Below are 26,817 nucleotides of genomic sequence, written 5' to 3' on the forward strand. Positions count from 1 at the left end.
CAAGTTTGACATCCGTCCGCGCCCAAGCGCAATATGCAGCGCATGTAGTTCGCTTGGAGAGTGCGATGAACATGAAACTTCAGTTGCGCACGGCTGCGGCCGTGACATGCATGGCGCTGGCGATGGCAGCTGCGCCAGTCCGCGCGGCCGAGGTCCAGATGGTCACCGGTGAGCAATGGACTCAGTCGAGCGAGGCCGTCAAGAAGGCGTACCTCGTCGGCCTTGCCAACATGGTCCAGGTCCAGACCGCCTATCACGGCGCCAATCCACCCACCGACGCGCAAAGCTTCATCCCGCGCCTGGCCAAGGGCATGCAGGGTCAGACGCTGGACGGCGTGCGCGAAAACCTCGACCGCTGGTACGCAGCGAATCCGACGAAGCTCAAGCGGCCGGTGCTCGACATCATCTGGTTTGAAATGGCCGTTCCCGGCCTGAAGAAGTGACGGAGCTGACCATGAAACGACTCGTATGGATGTCGACTGTTGCGGCCATGACGCTCTTGGCCGCGTGCACGGACATGACACCGCGGCAGCAGGGAACGATGAGCGGCGCGGGCCTGGGCGCTCTGGGCGGTGCAGGTATCGCCGCGATCGCCGGAGGCGACGCGTGGACCGGTGCCGCGATTGGTGCCGTTGCCGGGGGCGTCGCCGGGAACATCAAGGGCGGCCGGCAACAGCAAACCGGCTGGTGATCGGATTCAGGATCGCGATGCGATCCACGCCCGTTGCAACGCCACCTGACTGGCCGGCGACAGTACGCCGAGCCGAACGTGCCCCGGAATGCCGAAGGAGGCGGTGTCGCGCAGCTTGATGCCCTCCGCCCTCAGTTCGGATACGCGCGCCCCTGAATACGGTACGTCCGGCTTCGCACAGAAGTAGCTCGCGACGCTGGGTTCGCACACCCAGCCCAGCGATTCGCACAACTCGCGTTGTTCAGCCTCCCAGACTCCGAGCTTGAGCCGGCTCTTGCCGAGCCACTTTTGCGTGCTCTCGCTGGTCCACGATTCGAGCAGTGCCACGCCATGTGCGCCCAAGGGCCAGGAAGGTGCCAGACGTTCGAGGCGCGTCGCCATGTCTGCGGCATCCACCGGCGCAATGGCATAGGCGGCCCGGATGCCCGTGAGACCGAGTGCCTTGTTCGGCGTCCAGAGTTGCCAGACGCGATCGAGCCGGTCTCGGCCCAGGGCCAATGAACCCCGCAAGCGCAGGGGCTCGTAGGCCAGGTCGAGCACACACGTCGCTTCCGCGCGCAACCGCATGACGATTTCCGCGAGTTCACCCGCCTGGCCCAGCGGACTGGACGGATCGCAGCACCACACCAGATCCGCAGCACCTGCCTCGGGCTCCGGCTCGAATCGCCATGCGCTCGCGGCACGAAGATAGTCGCCATAGCAATGCCGCGGCACCCAGACGCGCCGGCTGTCCCCTTGCGCCACGGCCGCCGTGATCCGGCCGATGAATTCGCTGGCGCTCGCGGCGATCACGATCCGACGGACTTCGACCTGATGAAAGTGTGCAAGCCGTTCGCGCAGCGTCGAGTAGAGCGGGTCTGGATAGCGGCCGGCATCCACGCGTTGAAGCGCCAGCCTCGTTCCCGGGCAAGGGCCGCAGGCGTTGGCGTTCGTGGAGAAATCGTGCGGCGCCGCGCCTTGGGCATCCGTGCCGCCGTGCAGAGACTCGAAGATGTGGGATGAGGTCATGGCGATCCCCATGTCGACATGGAGCCGATCGCCAGTGTGGCGCAAAGCGCCGACAGTGCGACCACTCGACGCCCCAATGCCACTGCGCGCAGCGTGTCGCATGCGAACGGCTGACGCCCCGCAGGGTTCAGGGTGTATGCGCCCGGCTTCGCGAGCCGCACGCCGAGCAACAGAGCCATCGCGGCCATCGGCCAACCGCTGTTGGGGGATGGCGTCTTCCGCGCTTCCGATCGGAGCTCACGCATTGCCATCCCCGCGCCGGAGAAAAGGGAGCAGCACAGAAGCAGCAATGCCGTGAGGCGGGCCGGCACCCAGGAGAGCACGTCGTCGGCCCGGGCAGCCCATTTCCCGGCCCACTCCCACCTTCGGCCGTCGCGCTCGCCGCGGTAGCCCCACATCGCGTCGGCCGTGTTGGCGAAGCGATAGACCGCCGCGCCGGGCAATCCGAACAGCACGAACCAGAAGACGGGTGCGACCAGCGAATCGTTGAGGTTCTCGGACAGGGATTCGATCGCGCTTTCACGGACCTCGCTGGCACTCAATGCGCTGACGTCGCGGCTGACGAGTCTTGCGAGTTGCGTGCGGCCCACAACGAGGGAACGATCGAGTGCGCCCTCGACTTCGAGCACCTCGTCGCGAAGCATGCGCCATGCAAGCAGTGGTTTGAGCGCTAGGCCTGTCAGCAAGGCAGCCGCCCACATTGGCAGGCCCTGTGCAGCCGCGGTCAGGCCCCATGCCACGACCAGCACCAGGAAGGCACCCGCACACCAGGCAACACTGCCTGCGGCAAAACGGGAGAGATCACGCGTTGCTCCGGCGACTGCGGGCGGGGCGATGTGTCGGCCGGTCCAGCCCAGGTAGCGGCCGATCCAGACCACCGGATGCCAGCGCGCGGGGGGTTCGCCCAGCCAATGGTCGATGGTCAGGGCGAGCCAGAGGGCTGCGATCGATGCCAAGGCTGGCGCGCCCCCACCCCAGCCCTCCCCCAGAGGGAGAGCGAGCCATGCGGCGCCGGGCACGTTGGTCACGGGTTGGCGACGGCTAGTCTTCGATGCCGCGTTGGGCGGGGACCCCTGCCTTGAAGGCGTGCTTGATCATCTGCATCTCGGTGACCGTATCCGCCAGCTCGATGATTTCGGGCGGGCAGCGCCGGCCGGTCAGCACCACATGCACTTCCTTCGGTCGCGCGCGCAACGTTTCCAGCACGTCTTCGAGAGGCAGCCATCCGTAGATCAGCGGATAGGTGATCTCGTCCAGCACGACCAGGAAATACTCGCCCGACAGGATCGACGCCCTGGCTCTCTCCCAGCCGTCCCGGGCCAGTTGCGCGGAGTGCTCCAGGTCCTGGCTCTTCCAGCTGAAGCCGTCGCCCAGCCCTTCGATGGGGATGCCGATCTGCTCGAACATCCGGTGTTCGCCGAAGCGCGCCGTCGGCACCTTCATGAACTGGTAGATCTTCACGGCCTTGCCGCGGCCATGCGCGCGCAGTGCCAGGCCGAAGGCTGCCGTGCTCTTGCCCTTGCCGTCGCCGGTGTTGACGATGACGACACCTCGCCGTTCGCCTTCAGGTTTTTCGTACGGTTTTTCGCTCGGTGGATTTTCGATTTGCATGAGTGCAGTCAATGAATTCGCTATCTGGGAACGGCCATCCAGTGCTCGGCGACCCGATGCACGACCACCCGCTGGTCGAACACCGCTTCCAGCGCGCGATGCGTGACCGCCTCGTCGCAGGCGCCGTGGTGCAACACCAGGCCGCGCGCCATGACGACCATCGCGTCGGCGGCGAGCGCGGCGTTGAGTTCGTGAAGAACGCTGACCACGGTGCGGCCCTGGGCCACGAGTTCACGGGTGGTCTGCATCCAGTCGGCCTGGTGCGGCGGATCGAGGTTGGCGAGCGGCTCGTCCATCAGCAGCACCTCGGCTTCGACCGCGAGCGCACGCGCCAGCAACACGCGCTGGCGTTCGCCACCCGAGAGTTGGCCGAGGGGACGGTCGCGCCAATCCCAGGCCTGCGTGCTGCGCAGCGCGCGCTCGACCGCGGCGCGATCGGCTTCGCTCGGCGCCGCGAGCCAGCGCTGGTGCGGCAGCCTCCCCAGCATGGCGACGTCGTAGACCATGAGGTCGTCCGCGCTGCCCTCGCCGGCCCCGCCCTGGCCGAGCCAGGACATCCGCCGCGCACGCTTGCGCCCGGACAGCGCGCCGAGCGGCTGCCCGAGCAGGCGGACCTCGCCGCCGTGCGGAAGCAGTCCCGCCACCACCTTGAGCAAGGTCGACTTGCCAGCGCCGTTGGGACCGACGATGCTGGTCCAGCGGCCGGCTGCGAACGCAAGGTCGATCCCATGCAGCACCTCCGTCACCCCGAGGGTCGCGCGCACGCCCAGCGCTTCCAGCGCGGGTTCCGGCGTGATACGTTGCGCGCTCACAGGCCCCCCCGTGCGCTGCGCCGATGCATGAGCCACAGCAGATAGCCCCCGCCGAGCACCGCCGTCAACACACCGACCGGCAGTTCCTGCGGCGCGATCAGCCAACGCGCTAGCAGGTCGGCCGCCATCAGCAGCAGGCCGCCCATGGCGCTCGACAGCACGATCAGCCGAGCGTGCGTGGTCTTCACGACCGAGCGCACCAGATGCGGCGCCGCGAGCCCGACGAAGGCGATCAGCCCGGTCTGCGCAACGGCCGCGCCTGTAGCCAGCGCCAGCGCCGCGACCAGCGCGATACGCATGGCGCCCAACGGCAGGCCCAGGCTGCTGGCGGTCGCTTCGCCGAGCGCCAGTCCGTCGAGCAAGGGCGCCAGGGCCCAGCCGAGCAGCAGGCAGATCGCGCCGAGCCCGCCCATCACGGCGCAGGCGCTCCATCCGACCAGGCCGGTGCTGCCGAGCATGAAACCCTGGATGGCCTGAAGGATGTCGGCCGAGGCGATGGTAATCAGGTCCTTTGCTGCGCCGAGCACGACGCCGACGATCACCCCGGCAAGCAGCAGTCGCAGCGTCTGCTGCACGCCGCGCGCCAGCGCCAGCGTGAGCAACACCGCCAGCACCGCGCCGATGAACGCGGCGCCCGTGAGCCCGAGACGCACCACCCATTGCGTACTGAGCGGCGACACGCCGAACATCATCAATGCGATCGCCATGCCGAGCGATGCGCCCGACGAGCTTCCCAGCAGATAGGGATCGGCCAGCGGATTGCGGAACAGTCCCTGGGCCACCGCACCCGCCAACCCGAGCAGCGCGCCCGCGAGCCACGCACCCAGGGTACGCGGCAGGCGAATGTCCCAGACAATCTGCAGCGCGACCGGATCGTGCCGTGCCGCGAACACACTCTCGAAGCCCGTGCTGCCGATGCCTGCACCCAGCACCAGCAGCGCGGATGCCAGCGCCAGCAGCATGATGCCCAACACCAGCGCGCGGCGATGGTGGCTCTTCACGCGCGCCGACCTCGCACGGCGGCGCCGATCACTTCGCCTTCTCCTGCAGGCAGTGCGCCATCAGACGCGCGGCCTCGCCCATGCGCGGGCCCGGCCGCACGAGCACATCCGATTCTGCCGCCGTGAAGCGGCAGATGCGACCTTCGCGCACGGCCTTGATACCCGCCCACCCCGGCCGCTGTTCCATCCCCTGCGCGCTGCGCTCGCCGACCATGATCAGGTCGGGATTGGCGCGGACCACGAACTCCGGATTGAGCTTTGGAAACGGTCCGAGCGAGGCGGGCACGATGTTCCGGACACCGAGCCGCGCGAGCGTTTCGCCGATGAACGAGACCTCTCCCGCTGCATAGGGCGTGCTGTTGATCTCGAAGTAAACACGCGTGCTCTTCACACCCGCGGGCAGCGACTGCGCCGCCGCGGAGACGCTGGCGTCGATGGCGCTCCACGCGCGTTGCGCATCGCTGGTGCCCAGCACCTGGCCGATCACGTCGAGTACGCGCCGCACATCGGCATGGCTCTTCGGTTCGAGCACCAGCACTTTGAGGCCCAACGTTTCGAGCCGCTCCGTGACGCGCGACGACTTGGCGAGCAACACCACGTCGGGCTTGAGCGCGACGATGGCCTCGACATTCGGATCGATGCCCCCGCCGACCTGCGGCAGCCCACGAACGGAATCGGGCCAGTTGGAATAGCGGTCGACGCCGACCAACCGATCGCATGCGCCCATCGTGCAGACGAACTCGGTCAGCGAAGGCAGCAGCGTGACGATGCGTTGCGGCGGCTTGGGCAAGTCCACGTTGACGCCGCGCTCGTCGGTCACGACGACCGCTTGCGCCCCAAGGGCCAGCAGAGCCGCGGCCGCGGCGAGGGCAAGCCTTGCAGGAAGATTCATTCAGGTTCTTTCAGGGTGATGGCCAGCCCCGCCACCATCATCGTGACACGGTCGCAGGCGCCGGCCACTTCCTGGTTGAGGCGGCCCAGACCATCGACAAACTCGCGCACCTCGCGGCCGAGCGGGATCACACCCAGGCCGATCTCGTTGCCCACCAGAACCAGCGGGCCGGCCGATTCCTTGATCGCGTCGAGCAGTTCGGCAACGTCCGAGTCGACCGCAGGCATCGCACCCACTGGCCCGTTCACCGGCATGAGCAGGTTCGTGAGCCAGAGCGTGAGGCAGTCGACCACCACCAAGGTCTGCGGGGTGCCGTGCCGGCGCAAGGCCAGCGCAAGCGCGACCGGCTCTTCCACCGTCGCCATCGCAGGCACGCGCGCCGCACGGTCGGCGCGGTGCCGCTCGATGCGCGCGCGCATTTCGTCATCGTGCGCATGCGCCGTCGCGATCAGCACAGCCCGGTGCGCGGGCGATTGCGAAAGCCAGGCCGCGGCAAGCTGCTCGCCGCGGCGCGATTTGCCGCTTTTCTGACCGCCGAGGATCAGTTCGCGGCGAGCGATCTTCACTTCGGCTGCCACCGCAAGGTCAGGTAGAAGGCCCGGCCGGGCTGGTTGTAGCCATAGGCCGTCTCGTATTCCACGTCGCCCACGTTCGCGACGCGGCCCTGCACGAACCATTCCTTCGCGAAGCGGTATTCCGCATAGAGGTCGACCGTGGTGTAGCTGTCGAGGAAGCGCAGGTTGGCTGTGTCGTCGAATCGGCTGCCCACATAGAGCGCCGATCCGCCCAGCTTCCAGTCGCCTGCGGCGTAGTCGATGCCGAGCGCCGCCTGCTCCTTCGAACGCCGGGGGAGCAACTTGCCGGTGATCTCGTTGTGCGGGTCGAGCGAGTCGTAGCTCGCATGCAAGCCGACATTGCCGAACTGGCCGTCATAGCTCAGCGTCGCACCCTGGATTCGGGCCCGCGGAATGTTCTGAGGCAGCGTCTCGTTGGTGATGAAGCCACGGACCTTGTTGTCGTATCCGACCAGCTTCACGGTGTGCACACCCTGCGTCCAGGTGATGCCGACATCCGTGTTCTTGCCCTCCTCCGGTTGCAGCGCAGGATTGCCGAAGCCCGGGAAGTAAAGCTGGTTGAACGACGGCGCGACGAAGCTGGTTCCCTGCGACACGTTCACTCGCCAGTTCGGCGAGATGCGATAGCCGTAGCCGGCGAACCAGTTGTTGTTGTCGCCGAACTGCGAGTTGCTGTCGTGCCGTGCATCGAGCTGCCAGCTGTGCGGGCCGGAGTTGCCGTTGAGGCCGACGAACGCAGAATCGATGGCGCGATCGGTCACCGTGTATCTCGTGTCGCTGTTCACGTCCTGGTCGCGGCGCTCGAGGCCTGCCATGACGGTACCGATCGGCGTGGCGAAGTCGTTCTGCCAGAGATACTGGTTCTCCACGGTCTCGAACAGGCCCGGCAGGTTGAAAGGCGCGGCCACGATGGCGCGGCTGTAGTCCTCGCTGCGTGCATAGCGTAGCTGGGTGGTCCAGTTCGACATGACGGTGCCGCGCGCACCGACGTAGGTGGTCTGCGTACGCAAGGTGCCGCGGGTGTCGCGGTTCGGACCGTCGTCGTAGTGGTTCAGGCCGTCGGCATACAGCAGCCCGGCGTCGACCTTCCAGTCTGGGTTGATCTGGTAGCCCAGCGAAGCGTTGACTGCGCTTTGCGAAAAGGGATCGCGATCAGGGTTGTAGTTGCCGAATTGCACCTTGCTGTTGGTTGCCGAGAAACTCTTGTCGATTGTGCGCTGGATGTCCAAGGAATAGGTCGCGGCCCCGGAGGCGCCGCTGAAGCCGCCCGTGATCTGCTTGTAGCTGTCGGTGCCGACGGTCGCGGACGCACGCGGGCTGAAGACCGGATCCCCCGCATTGGCCTTGCGGGTGAAGATCTGCACCACGCCGCCCACGGCATCGCTGCCGTACAGCGCGGAGGCCGGCCCCTTCACCACTTCGATGCGATCGATCATCTCGACGGGAATGTTGTCCCACGACGGTGTGCCGGCGGTGGCCGATCCGTAGCGTATCCCGTCGATCAGCAGGATGGTATGGCGAGCCTCGGCGCCGCGGATGAAGACGTTGCTCGTCTTGCCGCGACCGCCGGTGGCCGACACCTGGACGCCTGCAAGGCGCGCCAATATGTCCGGCAGGGTGCGGTTGGCCAACTGCTCGATCTGCGCGCGCTCGATGACGACGGTGTCCGACACCAGTTCGTCGATGCGCGTCGGCGTGCGGGTCGCGGTCACGACGGTTTCGGGGAGCGCGGGCGCCGTGCCTTGCGCGAGTGCTGGAAGCGCGAACCCTGTCAGCAGTGGAGCAACCGACAAGGAAAGGGCATGGGCACGCGCGAGCGGCCACGGCGAAGCACACCGGGCGGCGCGGGTAGAGGAAACGCAGATTTTCATGGGAGCGACAAAAGATCAATGTCCCTCACCGGCTTCCCCGCCGGTGCTTGGACGTCATGGCCGCGTGCACGCCTTCAGACATGCGGCAGCCGCCTCGTTGGCCGGTATCCGGGCTGGCAGCGCGGCCCTCGCCGCCTTCCCAGAGGCCTGTTTCAGGGCGTCCAGTGGCTGATTGACGAGGTGGCACCCGATGGGCGCCGTCTGCTTGACCGTTGCGGGGGCAGCGCAGGCTGGCTCGGCCCTGGGGGGCCTCGACTCCTGCTTCCCGTTGAACTGCGACGCGTGAACCGCGGCGCGAGCACCAACGCGCGGGATTTTAGGTGGAAACCCGCCACCGCCGGAATCTACAATCGCCCTCCATGCCTGCATCCAGCCGTATTGAACAGATCGCCGAGCGTGTCGAACGCCTGCTTGTGCGCCATGAAGAAGTACAGCGCACCAATGCGTTGCTGCAGGACCAGGTGGACGCGCTCACGCGCGAACGCGATGCGCTCAAGTCCCGGCTCGCCGCGGCGCGCACACGGCTCGATGCCTTGCTCGAGCAGCTGCCGGCCGATCCCTCCCAAGACGCATCCTCTTCCTGATGAAACAAATCGAAGTCCAGATCATGGGCCAAAGTTACCTGCTCGGCTGCCCGGAAGGCGGCGAAGCGCAATTGCGCGAAGCGGTCGAAAGAGTCGATGCCGCGATGTGCAAGATCCGCGACGCGGGCAAGGTCAAGGCGCGGGACCGCATCGCGGTGCTCGCATCGCTCAATCTGGCATTCGACCTCGTGCAGCGCGAAGCCGCGCCTGCCCCTGCGCCCACAGCAGCAACCGATACCGGCCCCGACGACGCGCGCGCCTCACAATTGATACAGCGTCTGGACCAAGCACTTGCCGGTGACGGACATTTACTCTGAAGGCATTCGCCGAAGCCCCGAGCGGGCGTAAAATGCACCGTGTCTGCGGTGCGCGTCGGGCTCTATATGTCCTTGTTCCAATGCTCTACGGAGCAGGGCTTGGTATATCGCTCGGTGGGTGTGATCATCTCGCGTCAGATGAACCCGAAGCCTTGCTGCCCTCGCCCACCTGAACCCCGGTTCAGGATGCGAGTCCGGCCCACACTCGCAGACACCTATTCCTGACGGCCACGGCCCCTTCACGGGGCCGTGGCTTTTTTCTGGACTCGCTTGCTTTCATGACGATCGAACCCATCCTGATCGCCGAACTCGCCCTGCTCGGCGTCGGCACCGGCTTTCTCGCAGGCCTGCTCGGCATCGGCGGCGGCATGCTGATGGTGCCCTTCCTCACGATCATCCTCGGCAACCGTGGTGTGCCTGCCGACCTGGCGGTGAAGATGGCGATCGCGACCTCGATGGCAACGATCATCTTCACGTCGATCTCCAGCGTGCGCGCACACCACAAGCGCGGCGCCGTGCGGTGGGACATCGTGCGGCGTCTCGCACCCGGCATCGTGATCGGCAGCCTGATCGGCAGCCTCGGCGTCTTCGCGCTGCTCAAGGGCACCGCGCTCGCGATCTTCTTTGCGCTGTTCGTCGGCTTCTCGGCAACGCAGATGTTCCTCGACAAGAAGCCGAAACCCACGCGCCAGATGCCGGGCACGGCCGGCCAACTGGGCGCGGGCGGCGCCATCGGCTTCATCTCCGGCCTGGTCGGCGCGGGCGGCGGCTTCATCAGCGTGCCATTCATGACATGGTGCAACGTCGCGATCCACAACGCGGTGGCCACCAGCGCGGCGCTGGGATTTCCGATCGCAGTCGCCAACGTGGTCGGCTATGTGTGGAGCGGCCAGGCAGTTCAAGGCCTTCCGGAGGGTTCATTCGGCTTCATCTGGCTGCCCGCACTGGGCGTGATCGCGATCTGCAGCTTTCTCATCGCGCCGCTGGGCGCCAGGGCGGCGCACAGCCTGCCGGTCAGCAAGCTCAAGCGGGTGTTCGGGAGCATTCTCTATGTGCTGGCGGCGTACATGCTCTGGAAGGGCCTGCGCGGGTAGCGGAGTGCGCGCCCGGGCCTGTGCCCTTTCGTGTCGCGGCCGGCATAGCTGTTTCCGCGCGATTCTCCGGGCTCGGCTTGCGCCGGATCGAATGGAGGTGTCGGCAGGGGTCGCCCTGAGCATGGGCGTGGCTTAAAGTGTGCACATCCATCTTCTGGAGAACTCCATGTTCCAGCGCATCCTGGTTGCCACCGACGGCTCACCGCTTTCGAAGAAGGCCGTGGCGAGCGCCATCGAGCTTGCCACGCAGAACGGCGCCGAACTGGTCGCACTGACGGTCGTGCCGCGCTATCCCAAGAACTATTTCGATGGCGCTGCCGTCTTCACACCCGAGGACATCGCGCGCATCGAGAGGCAATGGGCGGAAACGGCACAGGAAACCCTCGACGCCGTCGCCAAGCGCGCCAAGGCCAGCGGCGTGAAGATCAAGACGGTGACGGTCAGTTCCGATCTCATCGCTGAAGCCATCGTCAATGCCGCGAAGAAGCACAAGAGCGACATGATCGTGATGGCCTCGCATGGCCGCAAGGGCATCAAGCGGCTGCTGCTCGGCAGCGAAACCCAGCACGTGCTCACGCACTCCGAACTGCCGGTATTGGTGCTGCGCTGATACCGGTTTATAACGAAGGCACGCGGTGCTTTCGCCGCGGATTGCGTAACAACGAGAGGTAGTGCATGAAGATCCTGATCGCCATTGACGGCAGCTCGCACACGCAGAAGGCCATCGAGTATCTGGCCCGGCACCGGAACATGTTTGTCGATGGCAATGAACTGGTGCTGGTGCACGTGTGCATCGGCGTGCCCGGCCATGTGGCGCGCCATCTCAGCAAGGGCGTGATCTCGGAGTACTACACCGAGGAAACCGCCAAGGTGATCGATCCGGTCAAGGCACTGCTTGCGAATCACAACATCGCCAACTACACCATCGAGCAGCGGCACGGCCATGCAGCGGAAGAGATCCTCAAGGCGGCCGAGGCGGCCAAGGTCGAACTGATCGTGATGGGCACCCACGGCCACGGCATATTCGGCCGTGCGCTCATGGGCTCTGTCGCCACCAAGGTGGTGGCGGAGACAGACATCTCCGTGCTGCTGGTGCAGTAAGCGCGTCAGCCCTCGAAAAGGCGCTTGTGCTGCTCACGCAGCAGCGCCTTCTGCACCTTGCCCATCGCGTTGCGCGGCAGTTCAGCCACCACGAAGCAGCGCTTGGGAATCTTGAAGTTCGCGAGCTTCGACTTGAGTTCCGCGATGATTGCCTCGCCATCGAGCGACGCACCCGCCCGGGGAATCACGATGGCAACGCCCACCTCGCCGAAGTCCGCGTGCGGCACACCCACCAGGGCGCTTTCGGCGACGCCCGCCATCTCGTTGATGTAGCCCTCGATCTCCGCCGGATAGACGTTGTAGCCGCCGCTGATGATCAGGTCCTTGCTGCGTCCGACGATCGTCACGTAGCCGAGTCCGTCGACCTTGCCCACGTCGCCCGTCCTGAAGTAGCCGTCAGCGGTGAATTCTTCCTTCGTCTTCTCCGGCATGCGCCAATAGCCCGCGAACACGTTCGGACCGTCGACCTCGATATGGCCGATCTCGTCGGTCGGGCACGGTTTGCCCTCGTCATCGCGAACGCGGAGTTGCACGCCCGGAAGCGGAAAGCCCACGGTGCCGCCGCGGCGCTCCCCCGAAACGGCGTTGTAGGGGTTGGAGGTGAGCATCACCGTCTCACTCATGCCGTAGCGTTCGAGGATGGTGTGCCCCGTGCGCTCGCGCCATTCGTTGAACGTCTCGATCAGGAGCGGCGCCGAGCCGGAGATGAAGAGGCGCATGTTGCTGCACGACTTGCGCGTGAGGCCGCGCTCCGCGAGCATGCGCACGTAGAGCGTCGGCACGCCCATGAATACCGTCGCCTCGGGCAGTCGGGCCACCACGCGCTTCGGGTCGAAGCGGTTGAGCCAGATCATCTTGCTGCCGCTGATGAGCGCACCGTGGATCGCGACGAAGAGCCCGTGCACATGAAAGATCGGCAGCGCATGGACGAGGACGTCGCCGCCCTGCTCCGCCGTTCGCCAGCCCCAGTAGTCCTTCAGCACTTCGGCATTCGACCGCAGGTTGCGATGCGTGAGCATGGCGCCCTTGCTGCGGCCCGTCGTGCCGCTGGTGTAGAGGATGGCAGCGAGGTCATCGTCAGCCTTCGTCACGACGGTATGCCGGTCGCTGCATTGCGCGGCCACATCGAGCAAGGTGCCCTTGCGGTTGTCGTCGAGCGTGAAGACGTGCCGCGTACCGGCCGCCGTGGCGATGGGCGCGACCCAGGAGGCGTTGGCGCTGCTGCAGACCACCACCTCCGGCTCGGCATTGCCGATGAAATATTCGATCTCCGCGCCGCGGTACGCGGTGTTGAGCGGCAGGAAGACGTAGCCTGCGCGCAAGGTGGCGAGGTAGAGCAACAGGGCCTCGACCGACTTCTCGACCTGCACTGCGATGCGCGCGCCCTCCTCGAGCTTCAGTGCATCGAGCAGGTTGGCGATCATCGCGCTGGCGCGGTCCAGGTCGCGCCACGAATACAGGAGGTCGTCATCGGTCTCGATCGCGATCTGGTCGAGGTCGGACGGGAAAGCCGCGCGCAATGCGGCGAAGAGATTGGCGTTGGTCGGTTCGGTCATGATGGTTTCAGAAGACGGGTGCGCGCTTGGAAAGAAAGGCCTCGATGCCTTCGCGATGCTCCGTGGAGTCGGCGTAGTCGTAGGCGGCGGCGAGCAGCGGCGCGATCGATTCGTGCGCCGTGGATCGGCGAAGGGCGGCGAAAGTGCGCTTGTTGAGTCGTGCAGCCCCGGGTGCCAGCGCGGCGATGCGCTGCGCGAGATTCAAGGCCTCGGCGGCCAACTCCGCATCAGGGACCACGCGCAGCAGGAAGCCGGCGTCGTACAGGCGATCGGCGCCGTGCACGCTCGCGGCCAGCAGCATGTCGCGCGCCAGCGCATCGCCGATCGCGCCATGGACGAGCGCCGCTTCTCGCGGCGCCATCGGAAAGCCCAGCTTCGCGATGGGCGCGCCGAACCTGGCGGAAGCGCCTGCCAGGCGGATGTCGCAACAACTCGCGATTTCTAGGCCGGCGCCCATGCATGCGCCTTCGATGCAGGCCACCATCGGCAGCTCGCAGGCCAGCATCGCGGCCAGTGCGCTCCACACCTCGTTCTCGTGGAATTCGCGCAGGCGCGCTTCGTCGAAACGAAAAGACGGGTACTCGGAAATGTCGCCGCCTGCGCAGAAGGCAGCGCCCTCCCCTCCAATGACGACGCAGCGCAGCGACGCATCCTGCGCCAGTCCCTCGAAGACGGTACGAAGCTCGATCCACATGGCGCGCGTCATCGCGTTGAGCCGACTCGCATTCGCGATCGTCACGAATGCGATCGGGCCCTCGCTGCGCAGCCTGATCGACGCCGTCATTCCAGCTTGGCCCCCGACTCCTTGACCACCGCCGCCCAGCGCTTGATCTCCGCGTTCACGAACGCGCCATACGCTGGCCCGACGACGTTCGGAATCTCCGAGCCGTTGCTGGCCCAGATCGCCTTGAGATCATCGGTCGCGAGCGCCTTCTTCATGTCGTCGACGATCTTTGCCTGCACGTCGGCCGGGGTGCCCTTGGGCGCCCAGAGGCCATACCAGGTAGTCACTGTGTAGTCCGGCAATCCCACTTCTGCAGCGCAGGGCACGTCGGGGAACGCCGGGTTGCGCTTGTTGCCGGCAACCATCAGCGCCTTGATCCGGCCGGCCTTGATGTGCTGCGCCGATGAACCGAGGCCGTCGAACATCACGTCGACATTGCCGGCGATCAGGTCCTGCAGCGCCGGGCCGGCGCCGCGATAGGGGATGTGGGTGATGAAGGTTCCGGTCTGCAGCTTGAACAGTTCACCCGCCAGATGGTGCGAGGTTCCCGCACCGGCCGAGGCGTAGTTGAGCTTGCCCGGGTTCTGCTTGGCAGCGGCGACGAAAGCCTTGAGCGTGGTCGCCGTCACGCGCTTGGGGTTGACCACCACTACCTGCGGCACGTTCGCCAGCAGCAACAGCGGCACGAAATCCTTCTCGATGTCGTAGTCGAGCTTGGGATAGACCGCCGGCGCGATGGCATGGTGCACGGCGCCCATGAAGAGCGTGTAGCCGTCCGGATGTGCCTTGGCCGCGATGCTGGCGCCCACGGTGCCCCCGGCGCCTCCCCGGTTGTCGATCACCAGCGTCTGGCCGGTGATCCGGCTGAACTGTGCGGACAGCGGCCGTGCAAAGGCGTCGGTGCCCCCGCCCGCCGGGAACGGAACGATCATCGTCACGGGCCTGGTCGGCCATGCCGTCTGGGCCCATGCTCCGCCGGAAAGCGCTGCGGCTGAAGCCGCGGCGAGGCGCAACACGTCGCGCCGCTGGAATTTGGGGGTCATTGCTAGTCTCCTGTCGTTGTGAACTCTCATGTGCCGGGGCCTTCGGCACGCTGGAATCGGCCCTCTGCAATCAACTTTTCAGAAAGAGATCGTCGATGTCCCCGGACACCGCAACCTTGCCCTGCGCCAGCAGCGTCCGATGCTTGTCCAGGCGCTTCAGATCGTAGAGATAGTTGACCATGAGGCCGTAGGACTGCTTCAGTCCCTTGGGCGAGGGATCGCCGGCCCAGTTGAGGCGCTCCACACGGGCGCCATTGCCGAGATGGAAGCGCGCGACAGGGTCGATCGGTTTGCCGTCGGAGGTGGCTCGGCCCAGGTACTCGGCGGCCGAATTCAGCAGCAGTTGACGTACGGGCGACCTGGTGTCGAGCGCGCTCGCCTCATCTGCCGCGGCCAGGAAGCGCTCGGCCGTGGGCGGCAGCGAGCCGACGACGCGCCCCAGTTCGGTCGCGCGCTTTTCATCGAGCCTCTCGACCATCCCGGCCGCATGCTTGGCGAGCCATCCGCGAAACCCCGGGATCGGCGACAGCGTGGCGAAGGTCTTGAGGCGCGGCAACTCCTCCTGCAGCGTCTCGACCACTCGCTTGATCAGCGAGTCGCCAAAGCTCACGCCGCGCAGCCCGGTCTGGGTGTTGCTGATCGAATAGAAGATGGCGGTCGTGGCCTTGTCCGGCTTGACGAGCGCTGCAGCCTCGTCGAGCAGCGGCACGATGCCTTCGCTGACACGATCGACAAGCGCCACCTCCACGAAGATCAATGGCGTGTTCGGCAGGCGCGGATGGAAGAAGCCATAGCAGCGGCGATCGCTGTCGAGCCGGTTCTTGACGTCGGCCCAGCTCTTGATGTCGTGGACGGCCTCGTACTGGATCAGCTTTTCGATCAGCGAGGCGGGCGAATCCCAACTAATGCGGCGCAACTCGAGAAAGGCCACGTCGAACCAGGTCGAGAAGAGGTGCTCGAGTTCGGCGTCCAGGGGCAGGAGCCGGCGGTCGCCCTTGAGGTGCGGCAACAGTTCCGCGCGCAGGTCGACCAGGAAACGCATGCCGTCGGGGTCGATCGCAAAGCGCTGCAGAAGGCGCGCACGCGGCGAGACAAGCGCCCGTCGCAGGTGAACCTCGGCCTGGCCTTCGTCGGGCGTGCCGACGGCCGCCTCGTGCTGGTCGCGGGCATCGCTGAGCTTCTGCACGTCGGGCGCGAAGCGTTCGCTCATGAGCAACCAGATGTCGCGCCGCTCGTCCAGGTCGCGGCCGGCGTACCACTGCACGACAGCGTGGGCGCGGCGCCCGGCCTCGACTTCGCTCACGCGCGGATCGACCACTGCCTGCAGTTCGACCAGCGCACGGCGAAGCGCACGCGGCGCGAGCGCTTCGCCGTTGCGGCGCAGCGTCGCCTCCAGCCGATCGGCCAGCGGCCGAGGGCCCGCAGTGGATGCGGTCTTCTTCCCTCCCGGGTCGCTGCCCGGGCGCAGGCGCGAGACCCCGCGCGTGATCCAGTCGCTGGCATTCATGAAATGAGCTTTGCCTTCTGTTGGAGCGCGACGGCCCGCAGGGCTTCGCGCTGGCGGTGGAGATGGGTGCGCATCGCGGCCTCCGCACCGTCGCTGTCGCGCGCCTTGAGTGCGGCGAACACTGCGAGATGCTCCGAGAGGCTCTGGTCGAGGCGTCCCGGCGCATGCAATTGCTGCAGTCGCGCAAGCTTGAGGATCTTGCGAAGATCGCCGATCACCTGCGCGAGCCAGCGGTTGTCGGCCAGCATGATGATGGCCTCGTGGATCGCGAAGTTGGTGGCGTAGTACTCGTTGATGCGCTTCGCACGCGCGTTCTTCGCGAGCCTGACGTGCAGCGTTTCGAGCGCATCGAGATCGGCATCGCTCGCGTTGCGCGCGGCCTCCCAGGCGCAGCGCCCTTCGAGCAACGCGATCACCGGAAAGATGTCATCCAGATCGCGCTGGGTGACCTCCGCTACAAAGCAGCCGCGCCGCGGTTCATGACGCAGCAGCCCCTCTGCGGTCAGTACCTTCAAGGCTTCGCGCAAGGGTGTGCGCGAAATCTCCAGCCGCTCGCACAGGGCGGCCTCATCAATGAAGCTGCCGGGCGCCAGCGCGCCGGCGAAGATTTCCTCGCGCAGGGTCGCGGCTACTTCGTCGTGCAGGGAGTTATGGACGAGACGCATGGGCGGCGGCAAGCGGATCGATACGGGCCAGCGGTGATTTCTGGAAATTACGCGTAATTATGGGAATCACACGTCCGGGCGCAAAGCATTTTTTCCTTCGGAGATACCCTGCTCGCGGCAGGCGGTCAAGCTCGCGCGGCCGCCACACTCCTGCGGGCGGGCGCACTGGCATAGAGCCAGATACCAAAGACGATCATCGGCACGCAGAGCCATTGCCCCATGCTCATGTTGAGCGCGAGCAGGCCGAGGAAGTCGTCGGGCTCGCGGAAGTATTCGGCGATGAAGCGCATGAGACCGTAGCCGATCAGGAACACGGCAGACACGCGGCGCTCGCGCCGCTCCTTGCGGGCATAGAGCCACAGCAGCACGAAGAGCAGCAATCCCTCGAGCAGGAACTGGTAGACCTGCGAAGGATGGCGTGGCAGCATCGACCCGCTCTGGGGAAACACCATGCCCCAGGGTAGATCGGGGCTGCTGAAGCGGCCCCAGAGTTCGCCATTGATGAAATTGCCGACGCGGCCCGCGGCCAGCCCGGTGGGCACGCAGGGTGCCACGAAATCCATCACCTGCCAGAAGGGCCGCGAACGCGAGTGAGAAAACCAGACCATCGACGCGATCACTCCCAGCAGCCCGCCATGGAAGCTCATGCCGCCCTGCCAGACGAAGAAGATCTCGAGCGGGTGGGTGAGATAGAAGCCCGGCTTGTAGAACAGGCAGTAGCCCAGTCGGCCACCGACGATCACCCCCATCACGCCCAGGAAAAGGATGTCTTCGAGGTCCTTTCGGGTCCATGCGCCCGGGCCGGTGATCGAGCGGAACGGCTCGTGCTGCAGCCGGCGCGTGCCGAGGAAGAAGAACAGTGCGAAGGCGGCCAGATAGGTCAGGCCATACCAGTGGATGGCGATCGGCCCGAGCTGCAGGGCCACGGGATTGATCTGCGGGTACATGAGCATGCCGAATTAAAACACCGCGGGCCTGCTCGCTTCGCGTAGCCGCCCCCCCTTGCAGGGGGCAATGCCGCACCGGCGGCGCCGGATCCGCGGCATTCCCGGCTCCTACGACTTGATGAATCGAATGAATCGCGCCAAGGCCGGGTTGTCGACGTGGGTCGGCCAGACCAGGCTGGTCTCGCAACTGGGCAGAGTTGCGGCAGACCGACGGCGCCCGGCAGGCTCGAACTCGCTCGCAGCGCGGTAGACCACGCCTGAGCGTCGGAACTGCGTGACGCTTTCCGGAACCCAGGCCACGCCCAGGCCGCCCCAGACCAGGTTCACGATGGTCTGCATCTGGATGGCTTCCTGCGCGACCTCGGGCGCTCGACCAGCCGCGTGATACAGGCCGAAGATGGCATCGTGCAGCGACGGGACGATGCGACGCGGGAAGATGACGAGCGGCTCGGCCAAGGCGTCCGCCACGGACACCTTGCTCGCCTTTGCCAGAGGGTGCCTGGCCGACAACGCAAGCACCAGCGGCTCTTCGGAAACTGCCAGGCGCTCCAGGCCCGGCGGTGCGAAGCCGGGGGAATGCAGCATCAGCCCGGCATCGATCTCGCCGCGCGACAAGGCTTCAAGCTGCACGTCGCCGGTGGCCTCGACCAGTTCCAGCGCCACCTCCGGACACTGGATGCGAAATTCACGCACCCATGCGGGCAGGCGCTCGAAACCGATGGTGGACACGAAGGCGAGGCGTACTCGGCCGACCTCGCCCGCGGCCGCTGCCTTGGCGCGCGCCGGTAGCGCCTGCGCGCGGGCCAGCAGTTCGCGGACATCGGGCAGCAGCGCCTCGCCGGCAGGCGTGAGCGCCACCCTGCGTCGCGTGCGGTCGAACAGCCCGACGCCCAGCGTCCTTTCGAGTTGCGCAATGGCCTGCGTGACCGGAGGTTGCGTCATGTGAAGGCGCTGGGCGGCGCGGCCAAAGTGCAGTTCTTCGGCAACTGCGACGAACTGACGCCAGGCACGCAGGTCGATCCATGCTTCTTTCATATGCCGAGCATATCAATCAGACACAAAAAACGGATTGGAACCAATCAATCAATCGTCCGATACTTGGCGTCCCCGATTCCCGACCCACGAGACACACGATGGACACCAAAACGATCCAGATCAACCGCCGAAGCGCCAACATCGTCGAAGGCAAGAGCCGCGCGCCGAACCGCTCGATGTTCTACGCCATGGGCTACGAGGAAGGCGACTTCAAGAAGCCGATGGTCGGCGTGGCCAATGGCCACAGCACCATCACGCCCTGCAACTCGGGCCTGCAGAAACTGGCGGATGCGGCCATTTCCGGCATCGAGGAAGCCGGCGGCAACGCCCAGGTGTTCGGTACGCCCACGATCTCGGACGGCATGGCGATGGGCACCGAGGGCATGAAGTATTCGCTCGTGAGTCGCGAAGTCATCTCCGACTGCATCGAAACGTGCGTCGGCGGCCAGTGGATGGACGGCGTCCTGGTGGTCGGCGGCTGCGACAAGAACATGCCCGGCGGCCTCATGGGCATGCTGCGCGCCAACGTGCCGGCCATCTACGTCTACGGCGGCACCATCCTGCCGGGCAGGTACAAGGGCCAGGACCTGAACATCGTGAGCGTGTTCGAGGCGGTCGGCCAGAACGCCGCCGGCAACATGAGCGATGAGGACCTCAAGGAAATCGAGATGCGCGCGATTCCGGGCACCGGTTCCTGCGGCGGCATGTACACGGCCAACACGATGAGCTCCGCTTTCGAGGCGCTGGGCATCTCGCTGCCCTACTCGTCGACCATGGCCAACCCGCATGACGAGAAGGCCAACTCCGCCAAGGAATCGGCCAAGGTGCTCATCGAGGCGATCAAGAAGGACATCAAGCCGCGCGACATCGTGACCAAGAAGGCCATCGAGAACGCAGTGGCGGTGATCATGGCAACCGGCGGATCGACCAACGCGGTGCTGCACTTCCTGGCAATCGCGCACACGGCCGGCGTCGATTGGTCCATTGACGATTTCGAGCGCATGCGCAAGAAGGTTCCGGTGCTGTGCGACCTGAAGCCCAGCGGCAAGTATCTCGCCGTCGACCTGCACAAGGCTGGCGGCATCCCGCAAGTCATGAAGGTGCTGCTGAACGCAGGCCTGCTGCATGGCGACTGCATCACCATCACCGGCCAGACCATCGCCGAAGTGCTGAAGGACGTGCCGGACCAGCCGCGCGCCGACCAGGACGTGATCCGTCCGATCAACAATCCGATGTACGCCGAAGGTCACCTCGCGATCCTGAAAGGCAACCTCTCGCCTGAAGGAGCCGTCGCGAAGATCACCGGCCTCAAGAACCCGGTCATCACCGGACCGGCGCGCGTGTTCGATGACGAGCAGTCCGCCTTGCAAGCCATCCTCGACGGCAAGATCAAGGCCGGCGACGTGATGGTGCTGCGCTACCTCGGTCCGAAGGGTGGCCCCGGCATGCCGGAAATGCTGGCCCCCACCGGCGCACTGATCGGCGCGGGTCTGGGGGAAAGTGTCGGCCTCATCACCGACGGCCGTTTCTCCGGCGGCACCTGGGGCATGGTGGTCGGCCACGTCGCGCCCGAAGCCGCGGCCGGCGGCACGATCGCTTTCGTCAACGAAGGCGACTCCATCACCATCGACGCCCACCAGCTCAAGCTGGAACTGAACATTCCCGACGCCGAACTCGCCAAGCGACGCGAAGGCTGGAAGGCCCCCGCCCCCCGCTATACCCGCGGGGTGCAAGCCAAGTTCGCCTTCAACGCCTCCAGCGCCAGTTCCGGCGCGGTACTCGACAAGTTCTAGACAAGCGACTCCCGGAGCTTCAATCCGGGAATACCGCGGATCCGGCTCCGCCGGTCCGCAGGTATGTGCGCGCAGCCTGGGGTGCGCCTATTTCCGTCGGAGAGTGCCCAGCTTGCTCCGCTGGCGATCGATGCGCTCCTGCCGGCGCGCGTTTTCCCGCTCGACCACCTTGCGCTTGGTATAGCCGGACGAATCGGCCCAGGCCCACCAGACGATCGCCAGCGCGAACGGGATCAGGACGATCCACCAGTTCCACGTGGCGACCGGGCCGACTTCGAGCAATTTGAGAGCCACCCCGAGCAGGCCCAGCATCAGAAACCACATTGCGAACTTCTCCGTTGATTGCGCGAACGCGTGGAAGGCGGTGTGCACGGCCCTGCCTACAATCGCGTTGGATCGACTTTAACGCACCGACTCGATAAGACCCCATGAAAAAAGCACTTCTGCTTGCCGCATTGAGCCTTGGCTGTGCCGCGCCCGCATTCGCCGACCTGGCCCTCGCCACTTCGAAAAACTGCATGAGCTGCCACGCGGTCGATCGCAAGGTGCTCGGGCCGTCGTTCAAGGAAGTGGCCGCAAAGTACAAGGACGACAAGGGTGCCGTCGACATGCTGGCCAGCAAGATCGTGAAAGGCGGCTCGGGCGTCTGGGGCCAGATACCGATGCCGGCCAACAACCAGGTCAGCGAAGCTGACGCGAAAAAGCTGGCCGCCTGGGTGCTGTCGACCAAGTAGGCGTTGGTGGTCAGACCGCCGGCGGCATGCCAGCCGCCGACGCCGACGCCCGGCGGTCGAATCGATCTTCCAGTTGACCGATGTGGGCGGCGATCGTGTTGTCCGATTGGTCGCTGCGCGTCTTGAACACCGTCTCCAGTTGCTCCACACGGGCGAGAAGTGCGGCGTGCCTCTCGGCATTGCGCGCCATGTGGGCGTTTTCCTGCGCCTCCAGGAAATTGCGCAACTCAGTGAAGCGGGAAGCTTCGGCCTTGTCGGCCAGGTCTCGCTGAGCCTGCATCTCCTTGGTGTGGCGGCGCGTCTCCATCAGGATCGAGCTCTGCAGGTAGACGATGTAGGCCACGAAGAAGATGCCCAGCAGCGCCGTGAGCCCCAGCATGATCAGGCCGAATGGCGCCGTGACCTGCATGAAGCCGACGGACATTGCAGTGGGCGTGACAAGCAAGCCCCAGTTCAACGCTGCCAGCGCCACGATCAGCAGCACGACAACCAGCAGCACACCGGTTCTCAGTCCCATGACGTTGTCTCCTCGACGATCAATGGGCCATTTGTAACGCATCCCCGCCACGCGCCCTGTCGGACGGAGGCGCGGACGGTGAAATCAGTACGCCTGGCCCAACTGTTCGAGGATGGCGGGGTTCTCCAGCGTCGAAGTGTCCTGCGTGATGGCCTCGCCCTTCGCGATGCTGCGCAGGAGCCTCCGCATGATCTTTCCACTGCGCGTCTTCGGCAGGTTCTCGCCGAAGCGGATGTCCTTGGGCTTGGCGATCGGGCCGATTTCCTTGGCCACCCAGTTGCGGAGTTCGGCAGCAATCTGCTTGGCCTCGTCACCGCTCGGACGGCCGCGCTTGAGCACGACGAAGGCGCAGACCGCTTCGCCGGTGAGATCATCCGGCCGGCCAACGACCGCGGCCTCGGCCACGAGATCGGTCTTGGCGACGAGCGCGGACTCGATTTCCATCGTGCCCAGCCGATGACCCGACACATTGAGCACGTCGTCGATGCGCCCCGTGATGCGGAAATAGGCCCGATCGGCGCTGCGCACGGCACCGTCGCCGGCAAGGTAGATCGTGCCGCCCATCTCTTCGGGGAAGTAGCTCTTCTTGAAGCGCTCCGGATCGTTCCAGATCGTGCGGATCATCGAAGGCCAGGGCCGCTTGATCACCAGCATGCCGCCGGCGCCGTGAGGGATGTCCTTGCCCGTCTCGTCGACGATCGCGGCCATGATCCCGGGAAGCGGCAGCGTGCAGGAACCCGGCACCAGCGGCGTCGCGCCCGGCAACGGCGTGATGACATGGCCACCGGTCTCGGTTTGCCAGAAGGTGTCGACGATCGGGCACTTCTCGTGGCCGACGTTCCGGTAGTACCACATCCAGGCTTCGGGATTGATCGGCTCGCCGACCGTACCGAGGATGCGCAGCGAAGACAGGTCCCAGTTCTTGGGATGCACTTTCTCGTCGCTGTCGGCCGCCTTGATGAGCGAACGGATCGCAGTCGGCGCGGTGTAGAAGATCGAGACCTTGTGCTTCTCGATCATCTGCCAGAAGCGCCCGGCATGCGGGAAGGTCGGAATGCCTTCGAACACCACCTGAGTCGCGCCGGCCGCCAGAGGCCCATAGGCAACGTAGGTGTGGCCGGTGATCCAGCCGATGTCCGCGGTGCACCAGAAGATGTCTTCCGGACGGATGTCGAAGGTCCAGTCCATCGTGAGCTTGGCCCACAGCAGGTAGCCGCCGGTCGAATGCTGCACGCCCTTGGGCTTGCCCGTCGAGCCGGAGGTGTAGAGGATGAAGAGCGGATGCTCCGCGCCGACCGGCACGGGGGCGCACTCGGTGCCCTGCCCCTTGAGCGCCTCGTCGAAGGTCTTGTCGCGACCCGCCACCATGTTGCAGGGGGTCGCCGTGCGCTGGTAGACCAGCACCGTCTTGATCGACTCGCAGCCGCCCAGCGCGATGCCGTCGTCCACGATGGCCTTGAGCGGCAGCTCCTTGCCGCCGCGCAACTGGAAGTTGGCAGTGATGACCCCCACCGCGCCGGCGTCGATGATGCGCTCCTGCAGCGCCTTGGCCGAGAAACCGCCGAACACCACGCTGTGGGTCGCGCCGATGCGGGCACAGGCCTGCATGGCAATCACGCCCTCGATCGTCATCGGCATGTAGATGATGACGCGGTCGCCCTTCTGGATGCCCTGGGCCTTCAACGCATTGGCGAACTGCGAGACCCGCGCCAGCAACTCCTTGTAGGTGACCTTCGTGACGGCGCCATCATCGGCCTCGAAGATGATCGCGGTCTTGTTCTCGACCGGCGTGCCCATGTGCTTGTCGAGGCAATTGGCCGAGGCGTTGAGCTCGCCGTCGTCGAACCACTTGTAGAAAGGCGGGTTGGACTCGTCCAGCGTGCGCGTGAAGGGCTTGCTCCACACCACGTTGGCGCGCGCCTGGCGTGCCCAGAAACCTTCGAAGTCGTCGGCCGCCTCCTTGCTGAGGGCGTCGTAAGCGGCCATGTCCGGCACGCGCGCGCCCTTGCTGGCACGGGCGTCGGGCGGAAACACGCGGTTTTCGACCAGGACGGATTCGATCGTGGAAGCGCTGCTCATTCGGTGTCTCCTGTACCTGCGTTCACTACGGGCGGTAATGTGGGCGTCCGCACTTACGGTTCACTGACGGGGCATGTTAACCACAGGGGGCATGCTACCGACAGCGGCATGCCGCCCCTAAAATCGCGCCTTTCCCACCGATTCGCATCGATGTCCAACACCGACCCCCTCCTTCCGCCCACCGGTAAGACCTCGCCGCTTCGCCCGCTTCCCAACCTGATCTTCGCGAGCCGCTGGCTGCAGTTGCCGCTGTATCTGGGGCTTATCGTGGCGCAGGGCGTGTATGTCGTGCATTTCCTGGTTGAACTTCTTCATCTCGTGGAAGCTGCTTTCGGGAGCAAGGACGCACTGGAGGCGCTTGTCACCAGCATCGGCTACAAGACCACCGCGCCCGTCGCGTCGCTCAATGAGACGGTCATCATGCTCGTGGTGCTTGCGCTGATCGACGTGGTGATGATTTCCAATCTGCTCATCATGGTGATCGTGGGCGGCTATGAGACTTTCGTGAGCCGCATGAACCTCGAAGGCCATCGCGACCAGCCCGAGTGGCTGAGCCACGTGAACGCCTCGGTCCTGAAGGTGAAGCTCGCGACGGCCATCATCGGCATCAGCTCGATCCACCTGCTCAAGACCTTCATCAATGCGGACAACTACACCGACCGCGTGCTGATCGCGCAGACCGCGATCCACATCACCTTCCTGCTGTCGGCCATGGCGATCGCGGTCACTGACCGGCTGATGTCGCCGGGCCCTTCCGCCGACCACTGAGCCCGCTCGGGCGGCGAGCGATCACCGCCCTGTCATGTTCTCGGGAATCACCCACTGGTCGAACTGCTCGGCCGTCAGATGGCCCGAAGCGATGGCCGCATCGCGCAGGCTGCTTCCTTCCTTGTGCGCCTTCTTCGCGATGAAGGCGGCCTTGTCGTAGCCGATATGCGTGTTGAGCGCCGTCACCAGCATCAACGAGCGCTGGACCAGTTCGGTGATGCGCTCGCGGTTCGGCTCGATACCCACCGCGCAATGGTCGTTGAAGCTCACCATGCCGTCCGCCAGCAGGCGCACGCTTTGCAGGAAGTTGTGCGCCACCATCGGGCGGAAGACATTGAGCTCGAAGTTGCCCGAGGCGCCGCCGAAATTGATCGCGACGTCGTTTCCGAACACCTGGGCCGCGAGCATCGTGACGGCCTCGCTCTGCGTCGGATTGACCTTGCCCGGCATGATGGACGAGCCGGGTTCGTTCTCCGGGATGCTCAGTTCGCCGATGCCGCTGCGCGGACCGCTCGCAAGCCAGCGCACGTCGTTGGCAATCTTGGTCATGCTCGCAGCCAGCGTTTTCAGCGCTCCATGCGCGTGGACCATGCCATCGACGCTCGCCATCGCCTCGAACTTGCTCGGCGCGGTGACGAAAGGAAGTCCGGTGAGCCTTGCCAGTTCGGCAGCCACCTGCTCGGCGTAGCCTTTGGGCGCATTGAGGCCGGTACCCACCGCGGTGCCCCCCAGCGCGAGTTCGCACAGGTGCGGCAGCGCCGCACGCACGTGCGCCTCGCCGTGCGCGAGTTGCGCCACGTAGCCCGAGAACTCCTGGCCCAGCGTGAGCGGCGTCGCATCCTGCAGGTGGGTGCGGCCGATCTTCACGATGTCGGCGAAGTCCTTCGATTTCTTGTCGAGCGTGGTGCGCAGCTTGGCGATGGCGGGAAGGAGCCTGTGCGTGATGGCATCAACCGCCGCGACGTGCATCGCGGTGGGAAAGACGTCGTTCGACGACTGGCTGCGGTTGACGTCGTCGTTCGGGTGTACCAGACGCCCTTCCCCGCGCTCGCCGCCCAGCAGTTCGCTCGCGCGGTTGGCGAGCACTTCGTTGACGTTCATGTTGGTCTGGGTGCCCGAGCCGGTCTGCCAGACGACCAGGGGGAATTCGTCGTCATGCTTGCCGTCGATGACCTCGTCGGCGGCGGACACGATCGCCTTGGTCTTCTTTTCATCCTGCAGGCCCAGCGCATGGTTCACCACCGCCGATGCACGCTTGACCTGCGCCAGCGCCCGGATGATCTCGCGCGGCTGTCGCTCGCCGGAGATGTCGAAGTTCTGGAGCGAGCGCTGCGTTTGCGCGCCCCACAGCTTGTCGGCAGGCACCTCGATGGGGCCGAAGGTGTCGCGCTCTACGCGGGTCTTGGTTGTAGTGGCCATGAGGAAATCTTCTCAAAGATGAGTTGACAGGACGCGAGCAGCCTCGTGCAGGAACTCGAATTCCTGGTCGGACAGTCGCCGGGGTTCGAAATCGAAATGACACAAGGTGCCGAACAGTTCCCCATTCTTGTCGACCAGCGGGATACCGTGGTACGCCAGGACCACGCCCTTGAAAGGGCTGCCGTCGACCCGCGAATCGACACGCGAATCGTCGGTGAGGAAGGCGCCTTCACGAATGGCGTGCTGGCAGAAGCTGTCGTCGAGGGGGACCACGCCGAGCGATTCCGGCAGGAGCGCGCCCTCGCGGTCGTACAGGTACAGATTGCGCACCGTCATCGCCTCGAGGCGATAGATGGCGGTGCAGCGGTGCTCCACGCGCTGGTTGAGAAACCGCAGTCCGGCGACCACTCCTTCAGTGCGGAGAACTTGCTCGAATTCGTGGACGGGCGTGGCGACGGCAGTGCTCATAGGGT

Annotated in this window: 30 protein-coding genes and 1 riboswitch; of the genes, 10 read left to right on the forward strand and 20 right to left on the reverse strand. The window is 65.6% G+C overall.

All coding sequences use genetic code 11. From position 1 onward, the window contains the following. Window positions 1-65 precede the first annotated feature (65 nt). Both QTH97_RS02790 and QTH97_RS02795 read left to right on the forward strand, forming a co-directional pair. Window positions 66-443, forward strand: coding sequence for a hypothetical protein (locus QTH97_RS02790; protein WP_286566496.1), 378 nt, complete (start codon window positions 66-68; stop codon window positions 441-443). An 11-nt stretch (window positions 444-454) separates the two neighbouring features. Beyond that, on the forward strand, window positions 455-691 hold the full coding sequence (locus QTH97_RS02795) for a YMGG-like glycine zipper-containing protein (RefSeq protein WP_286566497.1): 237 nt from the start codon (window positions 455-457) through the stop codon (window positions 689-691). A 6-nt stretch (window positions 692-697) separates the two neighbouring features. Here QTH97_RS02795 and QTH97_RS02800 read toward each other — a convergent pair whose 3' ends face one another. The 8 genes from QTH97_RS02800 to QTH97_RS02835 form a co-directional block, all read right to left on the reverse strand. Next, entirely contained in the window at window positions 698-1,699 is a 1,002-nt protein-coding gene (locus tag QTH97_RS02800; RefSeq protein WP_286566498.1) for an aminotransferase class I/II-fold pyridoxal phosphate-dependent enzyme, read from the reverse strand. Beyond that, window positions 1,696-2,718: an adenosylcobinamide-phosphate synthase CbiB gene (gene cbiB, locus QTH97_RS02805; RefSeq protein ID WP_444813381.1), complete on the reverse strand. Its 1,023-nt coding sequence runs from the start codon at window positions 2,716-2,718 to the stop codon at window positions 1,696-1,698. Before cbiB ends, QTH97_RS02800 begins: the two co-directional genes overlap by 4 nt. A gap of 22 nt (window positions 2,719-2,740) precedes the next feature. Further along, window positions 2,741-3,310 carry a cob(I)yrinic acid a,c-diamide adenosyltransferase gene (gene cobO / locus QTH97_RS02810; RefSeq protein WP_286566499.1) on the reverse strand — a complete coding sequence of 190 codons (570 nt, stop codon included), beginning with the start codon at window positions 3,308-3,310 and terminating at the stop codon, window positions 2,741-2,743. Between the two features lie 20 nt (window positions 3,311-3,330). Beyond that, on the reverse strand, window positions 3,331-4,122 hold the full coding sequence (locus tag QTH97_RS02815; protein WP_286566500.1) for an ABC transporter ATP-binding protein: 792 nt from the start codon (window positions 4,120-4,122) through the stop codon (window positions 3,331-3,333). After that, a complete protein-coding gene (locus QTH97_RS02820) occupies window positions 4,119-5,084 on the reverse strand; it encodes a FecCD family ABC transporter permease (protein ID WP_286567078.1) in 966 nt (321 codons plus the stop codon). Before QTH97_RS02820 ends, QTH97_RS02815 begins: the two co-directional genes overlap by 4 nt. A 67-nt stretch (window positions 5,085-5,151) precedes the next feature. Beyond that, window positions 5,152-6,015: an ABC transporter substrate-binding protein gene (locus tag QTH97_RS02825; RefSeq protein WP_286566501.1), complete on the reverse strand. Its 864-nt coding sequence runs from the start codon at window positions 6,013-6,015 to the stop codon at window positions 5,152-5,154. Continuing rightward, window positions 6,012-6,581: a bifunctional adenosylcobinamide kinase/adenosylcobinamide-phosphate guanylyltransferase gene (locus QTH97_RS02830; RefSeq protein ID WP_286566502.1), complete on the reverse strand. Its 570-nt coding sequence runs from the start codon at window positions 6,579-6,581 to the stop codon at window positions 6,012-6,014. Before QTH97_RS02830 ends, QTH97_RS02825 begins: the two co-directional genes overlap by 4 nt. Continuing rightward, window positions 6,578-8,302, reverse strand: a complete 1,725-nt coding sequence (locus tag QTH97_RS02835) for a TonB-dependent receptor domain-containing protein (RefSeq protein WP_286566503.1) — start codon at window positions 8,300-8,302, stop codon at window positions 6,578-6,580. The genes QTH97_RS02830 and QTH97_RS02835 overlap by 4 nt, the downstream gene beginning before the upstream one ends. A 241-nt stretch (window positions 8,303-8,543) precedes the next feature. Further along, window positions 8,544-8,781, reverse strand: a riboswitch (cobalamin riboswitch). Between the two features lie 39 nt (window positions 8,782-8,820). Here QTH97_RS02835 and QTH97_RS02840 point away from each other — a divergent pair. The 5 genes from QTH97_RS02840 to QTH97_RS02860 all read left to right on the forward strand — a co-directional run bounded on the left by QTH97_RS02840 (window position 8,821) and on the right by QTH97_RS02860 (window position 11,557). Beyond that, window positions 8,821-9,045, forward strand: a complete 225-nt coding sequence (locus tag QTH97_RS02840; protein WP_286566504.1) for a DUF904 domain-containing protein — start codon at window positions 8,821-8,823, stop codon at window positions 9,043-9,045. Then, on the forward strand, window positions 9,045-9,362 hold the full coding sequence (locus QTH97_RS02845; RefSeq protein WP_286566505.1) for a cell division protein ZapA: 318 nt from the start codon (window positions 9,045-9,047) through the stop codon (window positions 9,360-9,362). Before QTH97_RS02840 ends, QTH97_RS02845 begins: the two co-directional genes overlap by 1 nt. A 278-nt stretch (window positions 9,363-9,640) precedes the next feature. After that, entirely contained in the window at window positions 9,641-10,456 is an 816-nt protein-coding gene (locus QTH97_RS02850; RefSeq protein WP_286566506.1) for a sulfite exporter TauE/SafE family protein, read from the forward strand. Window positions 10,457-10,622: 166 nt separating this feature from the next. Next, window positions 10,623-11,066 carry a universal stress protein gene (locus QTH97_RS02855; protein WP_286566507.1) on the forward strand — a complete coding sequence of 148 codons (444 nt, stop codon included), beginning with the start codon at window positions 10,623-10,625 and terminating at the stop codon, window positions 11,064-11,066. 65 nt (window positions 11,067-11,131) lie between these two features. Further along, complete coding sequence (locus tag QTH97_RS02860; protein ID WP_286566508.1) at window positions 11,132-11,557, forward strand: universal stress protein; 426 nt, start codon at window positions 11,132-11,134, stop codon at window positions 11,555-11,557. Between the two features lie 5 nt (window positions 11,558-11,562). Here the strand turns inward: QTH97_RS02860 and QTH97_RS02865 are convergent, their stop codons facing one another. The 7 genes from QTH97_RS02865 to QTH97_RS02895 form a co-directional block, all read right to left on the reverse strand. Continuing rightward, window positions 11,563-13,113 (reverse strand): malonate--CoA ligase, encoded by a 1,551-nt coding sequence (locus QTH97_RS02865; RefSeq protein ID WP_286566509.1) that lies wholly within the window; start codon window positions 13,111-13,113, stop codon window positions 11,563-11,565. Window positions 13,114-13,120: 7 nt separating this feature from the next. Next, window positions 13,121-13,897, reverse strand: coding sequence for an enoyl-CoA hydratase/isomerase family protein (locus QTH97_RS02870; RefSeq protein ID WP_286566511.1), 777 nt, complete (start codon window positions 13,895-13,897; stop codon window positions 13,121-13,123). Beyond that, a complete protein-coding gene (locus QTH97_RS02875) occupies window positions 13,894-14,880 on the reverse strand; it encodes a Bug family tripartite tricarboxylate transporter substrate binding protein (protein ID WP_286566512.1) in 987 nt (328 codons plus the stop codon). The genes QTH97_RS02870 and QTH97_RS02875 overlap by 4 nt, the downstream gene beginning before the upstream one ends. 70 nt (window positions 14,881-14,950) lie before the next feature. Continuing rightward, window positions 14,951-16,387, reverse strand: coding sequence for a malonyl-CoA decarboxylase (locus QTH97_RS02880; RefSeq protein WP_286566514.1), 1,437 nt, complete (start codon window positions 16,385-16,387; stop codon window positions 14,951-14,953). Beyond that, entirely contained in the window at window positions 16,384-17,052 is a 669-nt protein-coding gene (locus tag QTH97_RS02885) for a GntR family transcriptional regulator (protein WP_286566515.1), read from the reverse strand. Before QTH97_RS02885 ends, QTH97_RS02880 begins: the two co-directional genes overlap by 4 nt. A gap of 125 nt (window positions 17,053-17,177) precedes the next feature. Then, the gene (gene lgt / locus QTH97_RS02890) at window positions 17,178-18,005 is read right to left on the reverse strand and encodes a prolipoprotein diacylglyceryl transferase (RefSeq protein ID WP_286566516.1); all 828 of its coding nucleotides are present in this window, start codon (window positions 18,003-18,005) and stop codon (window positions 17,178-17,180) included. Between the two features lie 102 nt (window positions 18,006-18,107). Then, on the reverse strand, window positions 18,108-19,034 hold the full coding sequence (locus QTH97_RS02895) for a LysR family transcriptional regulator (RefSeq protein WP_286566517.1): 927 nt from the start codon (window positions 19,032-19,034) through the stop codon (window positions 18,108-18,110). Window positions 19,035-19,132: 98 nt separating this feature from the next. Between QTH97_RS02895 and ilvD the strand changes: the two genes are divergently transcribed. Then, the gene (gene ilvD / locus QTH97_RS02900) at window positions 19,133-20,827 is read left to right on the forward strand and encodes a dihydroxy-acid dehydratase (RefSeq protein ID WP_286566518.1); all 1,695 of its coding nucleotides are present in this window, start codon (window positions 19,133-19,135) and stop codon (window positions 20,825-20,827) included. Window positions 20,828-20,914: 87 nt separating this feature from the next. On the opposite strand, the gene QTH97_RS02905 is transcribed toward ilvD, so the two are convergent. Beyond that, window positions 20,915-21,151 carry a TIGR04438 family Trp-rich protein gene (locus QTH97_RS02905; RefSeq protein ID WP_286567079.1) on the reverse strand — a complete coding sequence of 79 codons (237 nt, stop codon included), beginning with the start codon at window positions 21,149-21,151 and terminating at the stop codon, window positions 20,915-20,917. A 104-nt stretch (window positions 21,152-21,255) separates the two neighbouring features. On the opposite strand from QTH97_RS02905, the gene QTH97_RS02910 reads away from it, so the two are divergent. Continuing rightward, the gene (locus tag QTH97_RS02910) at window positions 21,256-21,561 is read left to right on the forward strand and encodes a c-type cytochrome (protein WP_286566519.1); all 306 of its coding nucleotides are present in this window, start codon (window positions 21,256-21,258) and stop codon (window positions 21,559-21,561) included. A 10-nt stretch (window positions 21,562-21,571) separates the two neighbouring features. Here QTH97_RS02910 and QTH97_RS02915 read toward each other — a convergent pair whose 3' ends face one another. Both QTH97_RS02915 and acs read right to left on the reverse strand, forming a co-directional pair. Further along, complete coding sequence (locus QTH97_RS02915; RefSeq protein ID WP_286566520.1) at window positions 21,572-22,078, reverse strand: LapA family protein; 507 nt, start codon at window positions 22,076-22,078, stop codon at window positions 21,572-21,574. A gap of 84 nt (window positions 22,079-22,162) precedes the next feature. Further along, on the reverse strand, window positions 22,163-24,157 hold the full coding sequence (gene acs / locus QTH97_RS02920) for an acetate--CoA ligase (protein ID WP_286566521.1): 1,995 nt from the start codon (window positions 24,155-24,157) through the stop codon (window positions 22,163-22,165). A gap of 150 nt (window positions 24,158-24,307) precedes the next feature. Between acs and QTH97_RS02925 the strand changes: the two genes are divergently transcribed. Continuing rightward, entirely contained in the window at window positions 24,308-24,925 is a 618-nt protein-coding gene (locus QTH97_RS02925; RefSeq protein WP_286566522.1) for a YqhA family protein, read from the forward strand. Window positions 24,926-24,946: 21 nt separating this feature from the next. Here QTH97_RS02925 and fumC read toward each other — a convergent pair whose 3' ends face one another. Continuing rightward, window positions 24,947-26,344, reverse strand: a complete 1,398-nt coding sequence (fumC, locus tag QTH97_RS02930; protein WP_286566523.1) for a class II fumarate hydratase — start codon at window positions 26,342-26,344, stop codon at window positions 24,947-24,949. A 12-nt stretch (window positions 26,345-26,356) separates the two neighbouring features. Further along, window positions 26,357-26,812: a GAF domain-containing protein gene (locus QTH97_RS02935; RefSeq protein WP_286566524.1), complete on the reverse strand. Its 456-nt coding sequence runs from the start codon at window positions 26,810-26,812 to the stop codon at window positions 26,357-26,359. Between the last annotated feature and the right edge of the window lie 5 nt (window positions 26,813-26,817).

The sequence above is a fragment of the Variovorax gracilis genome (genome assembly GCF_030317115.1).
Taxonomy (GTDB): domain Bacteria; phylum Pseudomonadota; class Gammaproteobacteria; order Burkholderiales; family Burkholderiaceae_C; genus Variovorax; species Variovorax gracilis.

Excerpts from the sequence above, each read along its gene's own strand:
- QTH97_RS02790 (WP_286566496.1), top strand. The coding sequence starts at position 66 with ATGAACATGAAACTTCAGTTGCGCACGGCTGCGGCCGTGACATGCATG.
- QTH97_RS02795 (WP_286566497.1), top strand. The coding sequence starts at position 455 with ATGAAACGACTCGTATGGATGTCGACTGTTGCGGCCATGACGCTCTTG.
- QTH97_RS02800 (WP_286566498.1), bottom strand. The coding sequence starts at position 1,699 with ATGACCTCATCCCACATCTTCGAGTCTCTGCACGGCGGCACGGATGCC.
- cobO (WP_286566499.1), bottom strand. The coding sequence starts at position 3,310 with ATGCAAATCGAAAATCCACCGAGCGAAAAACCGTACGAAAAACCTGAA.
- QTH97_RS02820 (WP_286567078.1), bottom strand. The coding sequence starts at position 5,084 with ATGCTGCTGGCGCTGGCATCCGCGCTGCTGGTGCTGGGTGCAGGCATC.
- QTH97_RS02825 (WP_286566501.1), bottom strand. The coding sequence starts at position 6,015 with ATGAATCTTCCTGCAAGGCTTGCCCTCGCCGCGGCCGCGGCTCTGCTG.
- QTH97_RS02840 (WP_286566504.1), top strand. The coding sequence starts at position 8,821 with ATGCCTGCATCCAGCCGTATTGAACAGATCGCCGAGCGTGTCGAACGC.
- QTH97_RS02845 (WP_286566505.1), top strand. The coding sequence starts at position 9,045 with ATGAAACAAATCGAAGTCCAGATCATGGGCCAAAGTTACCTGCTCGGC.
- QTH97_RS02850 (WP_286566506.1), top strand. The coding sequence starts at position 9,641 with ATGACGATCGAACCCATCCTGATCGCCGAACTCGCCCTGCTCGGCGTC.
- QTH97_RS02855 (WP_286566507.1), top strand. The coding sequence starts at position 10,623 with ATGTTCCAGCGCATCCTGGTTGCCACCGACGGCTCACCGCTTTCGAAG.
- QTH97_RS02860 (WP_286566508.1), top strand. The coding sequence starts at position 11,132 with ATGAAGATCCTGATCGCCATTGACGGCAGCTCGCACACGCAGAAGGCC.
- QTH97_RS02865 (WP_286566509.1), bottom strand. The coding sequence starts at position 13,113 with ATGACCGAACCGACCAACGCCAATCTCTTCGCCGCATTGCGCGCGGCT.
- QTH97_RS02870 (WP_286566511.1), bottom strand. The coding sequence starts at position 13,897 with ATGACGGCGTCGATCAGGCTGCGCAGCGAGGGCCCGATCGCATTCGTG.
- QTH97_RS02875 (WP_286566512.1), bottom strand. The coding sequence starts at position 14,880 with ATGACCCCCAAATTCCAGCGGCGCGACGTGTTGCGCCTCGCCGCGGCT.
- QTH97_RS02880 (WP_286566514.1), bottom strand. The coding sequence starts at position 16,387 with ATGAATGCCAGCGACTGGATCACGCGCGGGGTCTCGCGCCTGCGCCCG.
- QTH97_RS02885 (WP_286566515.1), bottom strand. The coding sequence starts at position 17,052 with ATGCGTCTCGTCCATAACTCCCTGCACGACGAAGTAGCCGCGACCCTG.
- lgt (WP_286566516.1), bottom strand. The coding sequence starts at position 18,005 with ATGCTCATGTACCCGCAGATCAATCCCGTGGCCCTGCAGCTCGGGCCG.
- QTH97_RS02895 (WP_286566517.1), bottom strand. The coding sequence starts at position 19,034 with ATGAAAGAAGCATGGATCGACCTGCGTGCCTGGCGTCAGTTCGTCGCA.
- ilvD (WP_286566518.1), top strand. The coding sequence starts at position 19,133 with ATGGACACCAAAACGATCCAGATCAACCGCCGAAGCGCCAACATCGTC.
- QTH97_RS02905 (WP_286567079.1), bottom strand. The coding sequence starts at position 21,151 with ATGTGGTTTCTGATGCTGGGCCTGCTCGGGGTGGCTCTCAAATTGCTC.
- QTH97_RS02910 (WP_286566519.1), top strand. The coding sequence starts at position 21,256 with ATGAAAAAAGCACTTCTGCTTGCCGCATTGAGCCTTGGCTGTGCCGCG.
- QTH97_RS02915 (WP_286566520.1), bottom strand. The coding sequence starts at position 22,078 with ATGGGACTGAGAACCGGTGTGCTGCTGGTTGTCGTGCTGCTGATCGTG.
- acs (WP_286566521.1), bottom strand. The coding sequence starts at position 24,157 with ATGAGCAGCGCTTCCACGATCGAATCCGTCCTGGTCGAAAACCGCGTG.
- QTH97_RS02925 (WP_286566522.1), top strand. The coding sequence starts at position 24,308 with ATGTCCAACACCGACCCCCTCCTTCCGCCCACCGGTAAGACCTCGCCG.
- fumC (WP_286566523.1), bottom strand. The coding sequence starts at position 26,344 with ATGGCCACTACAACCAAGACCCGCGTAGAGCGCGACACCTTCGGCCCC.
- QTH97_RS02935 (WP_286566524.1), bottom strand. The coding sequence starts at position 26,812 with ATGAGCACTGCCGTCGCCACGCCCGTCCACGAATTCGAGCAAGTTCTC.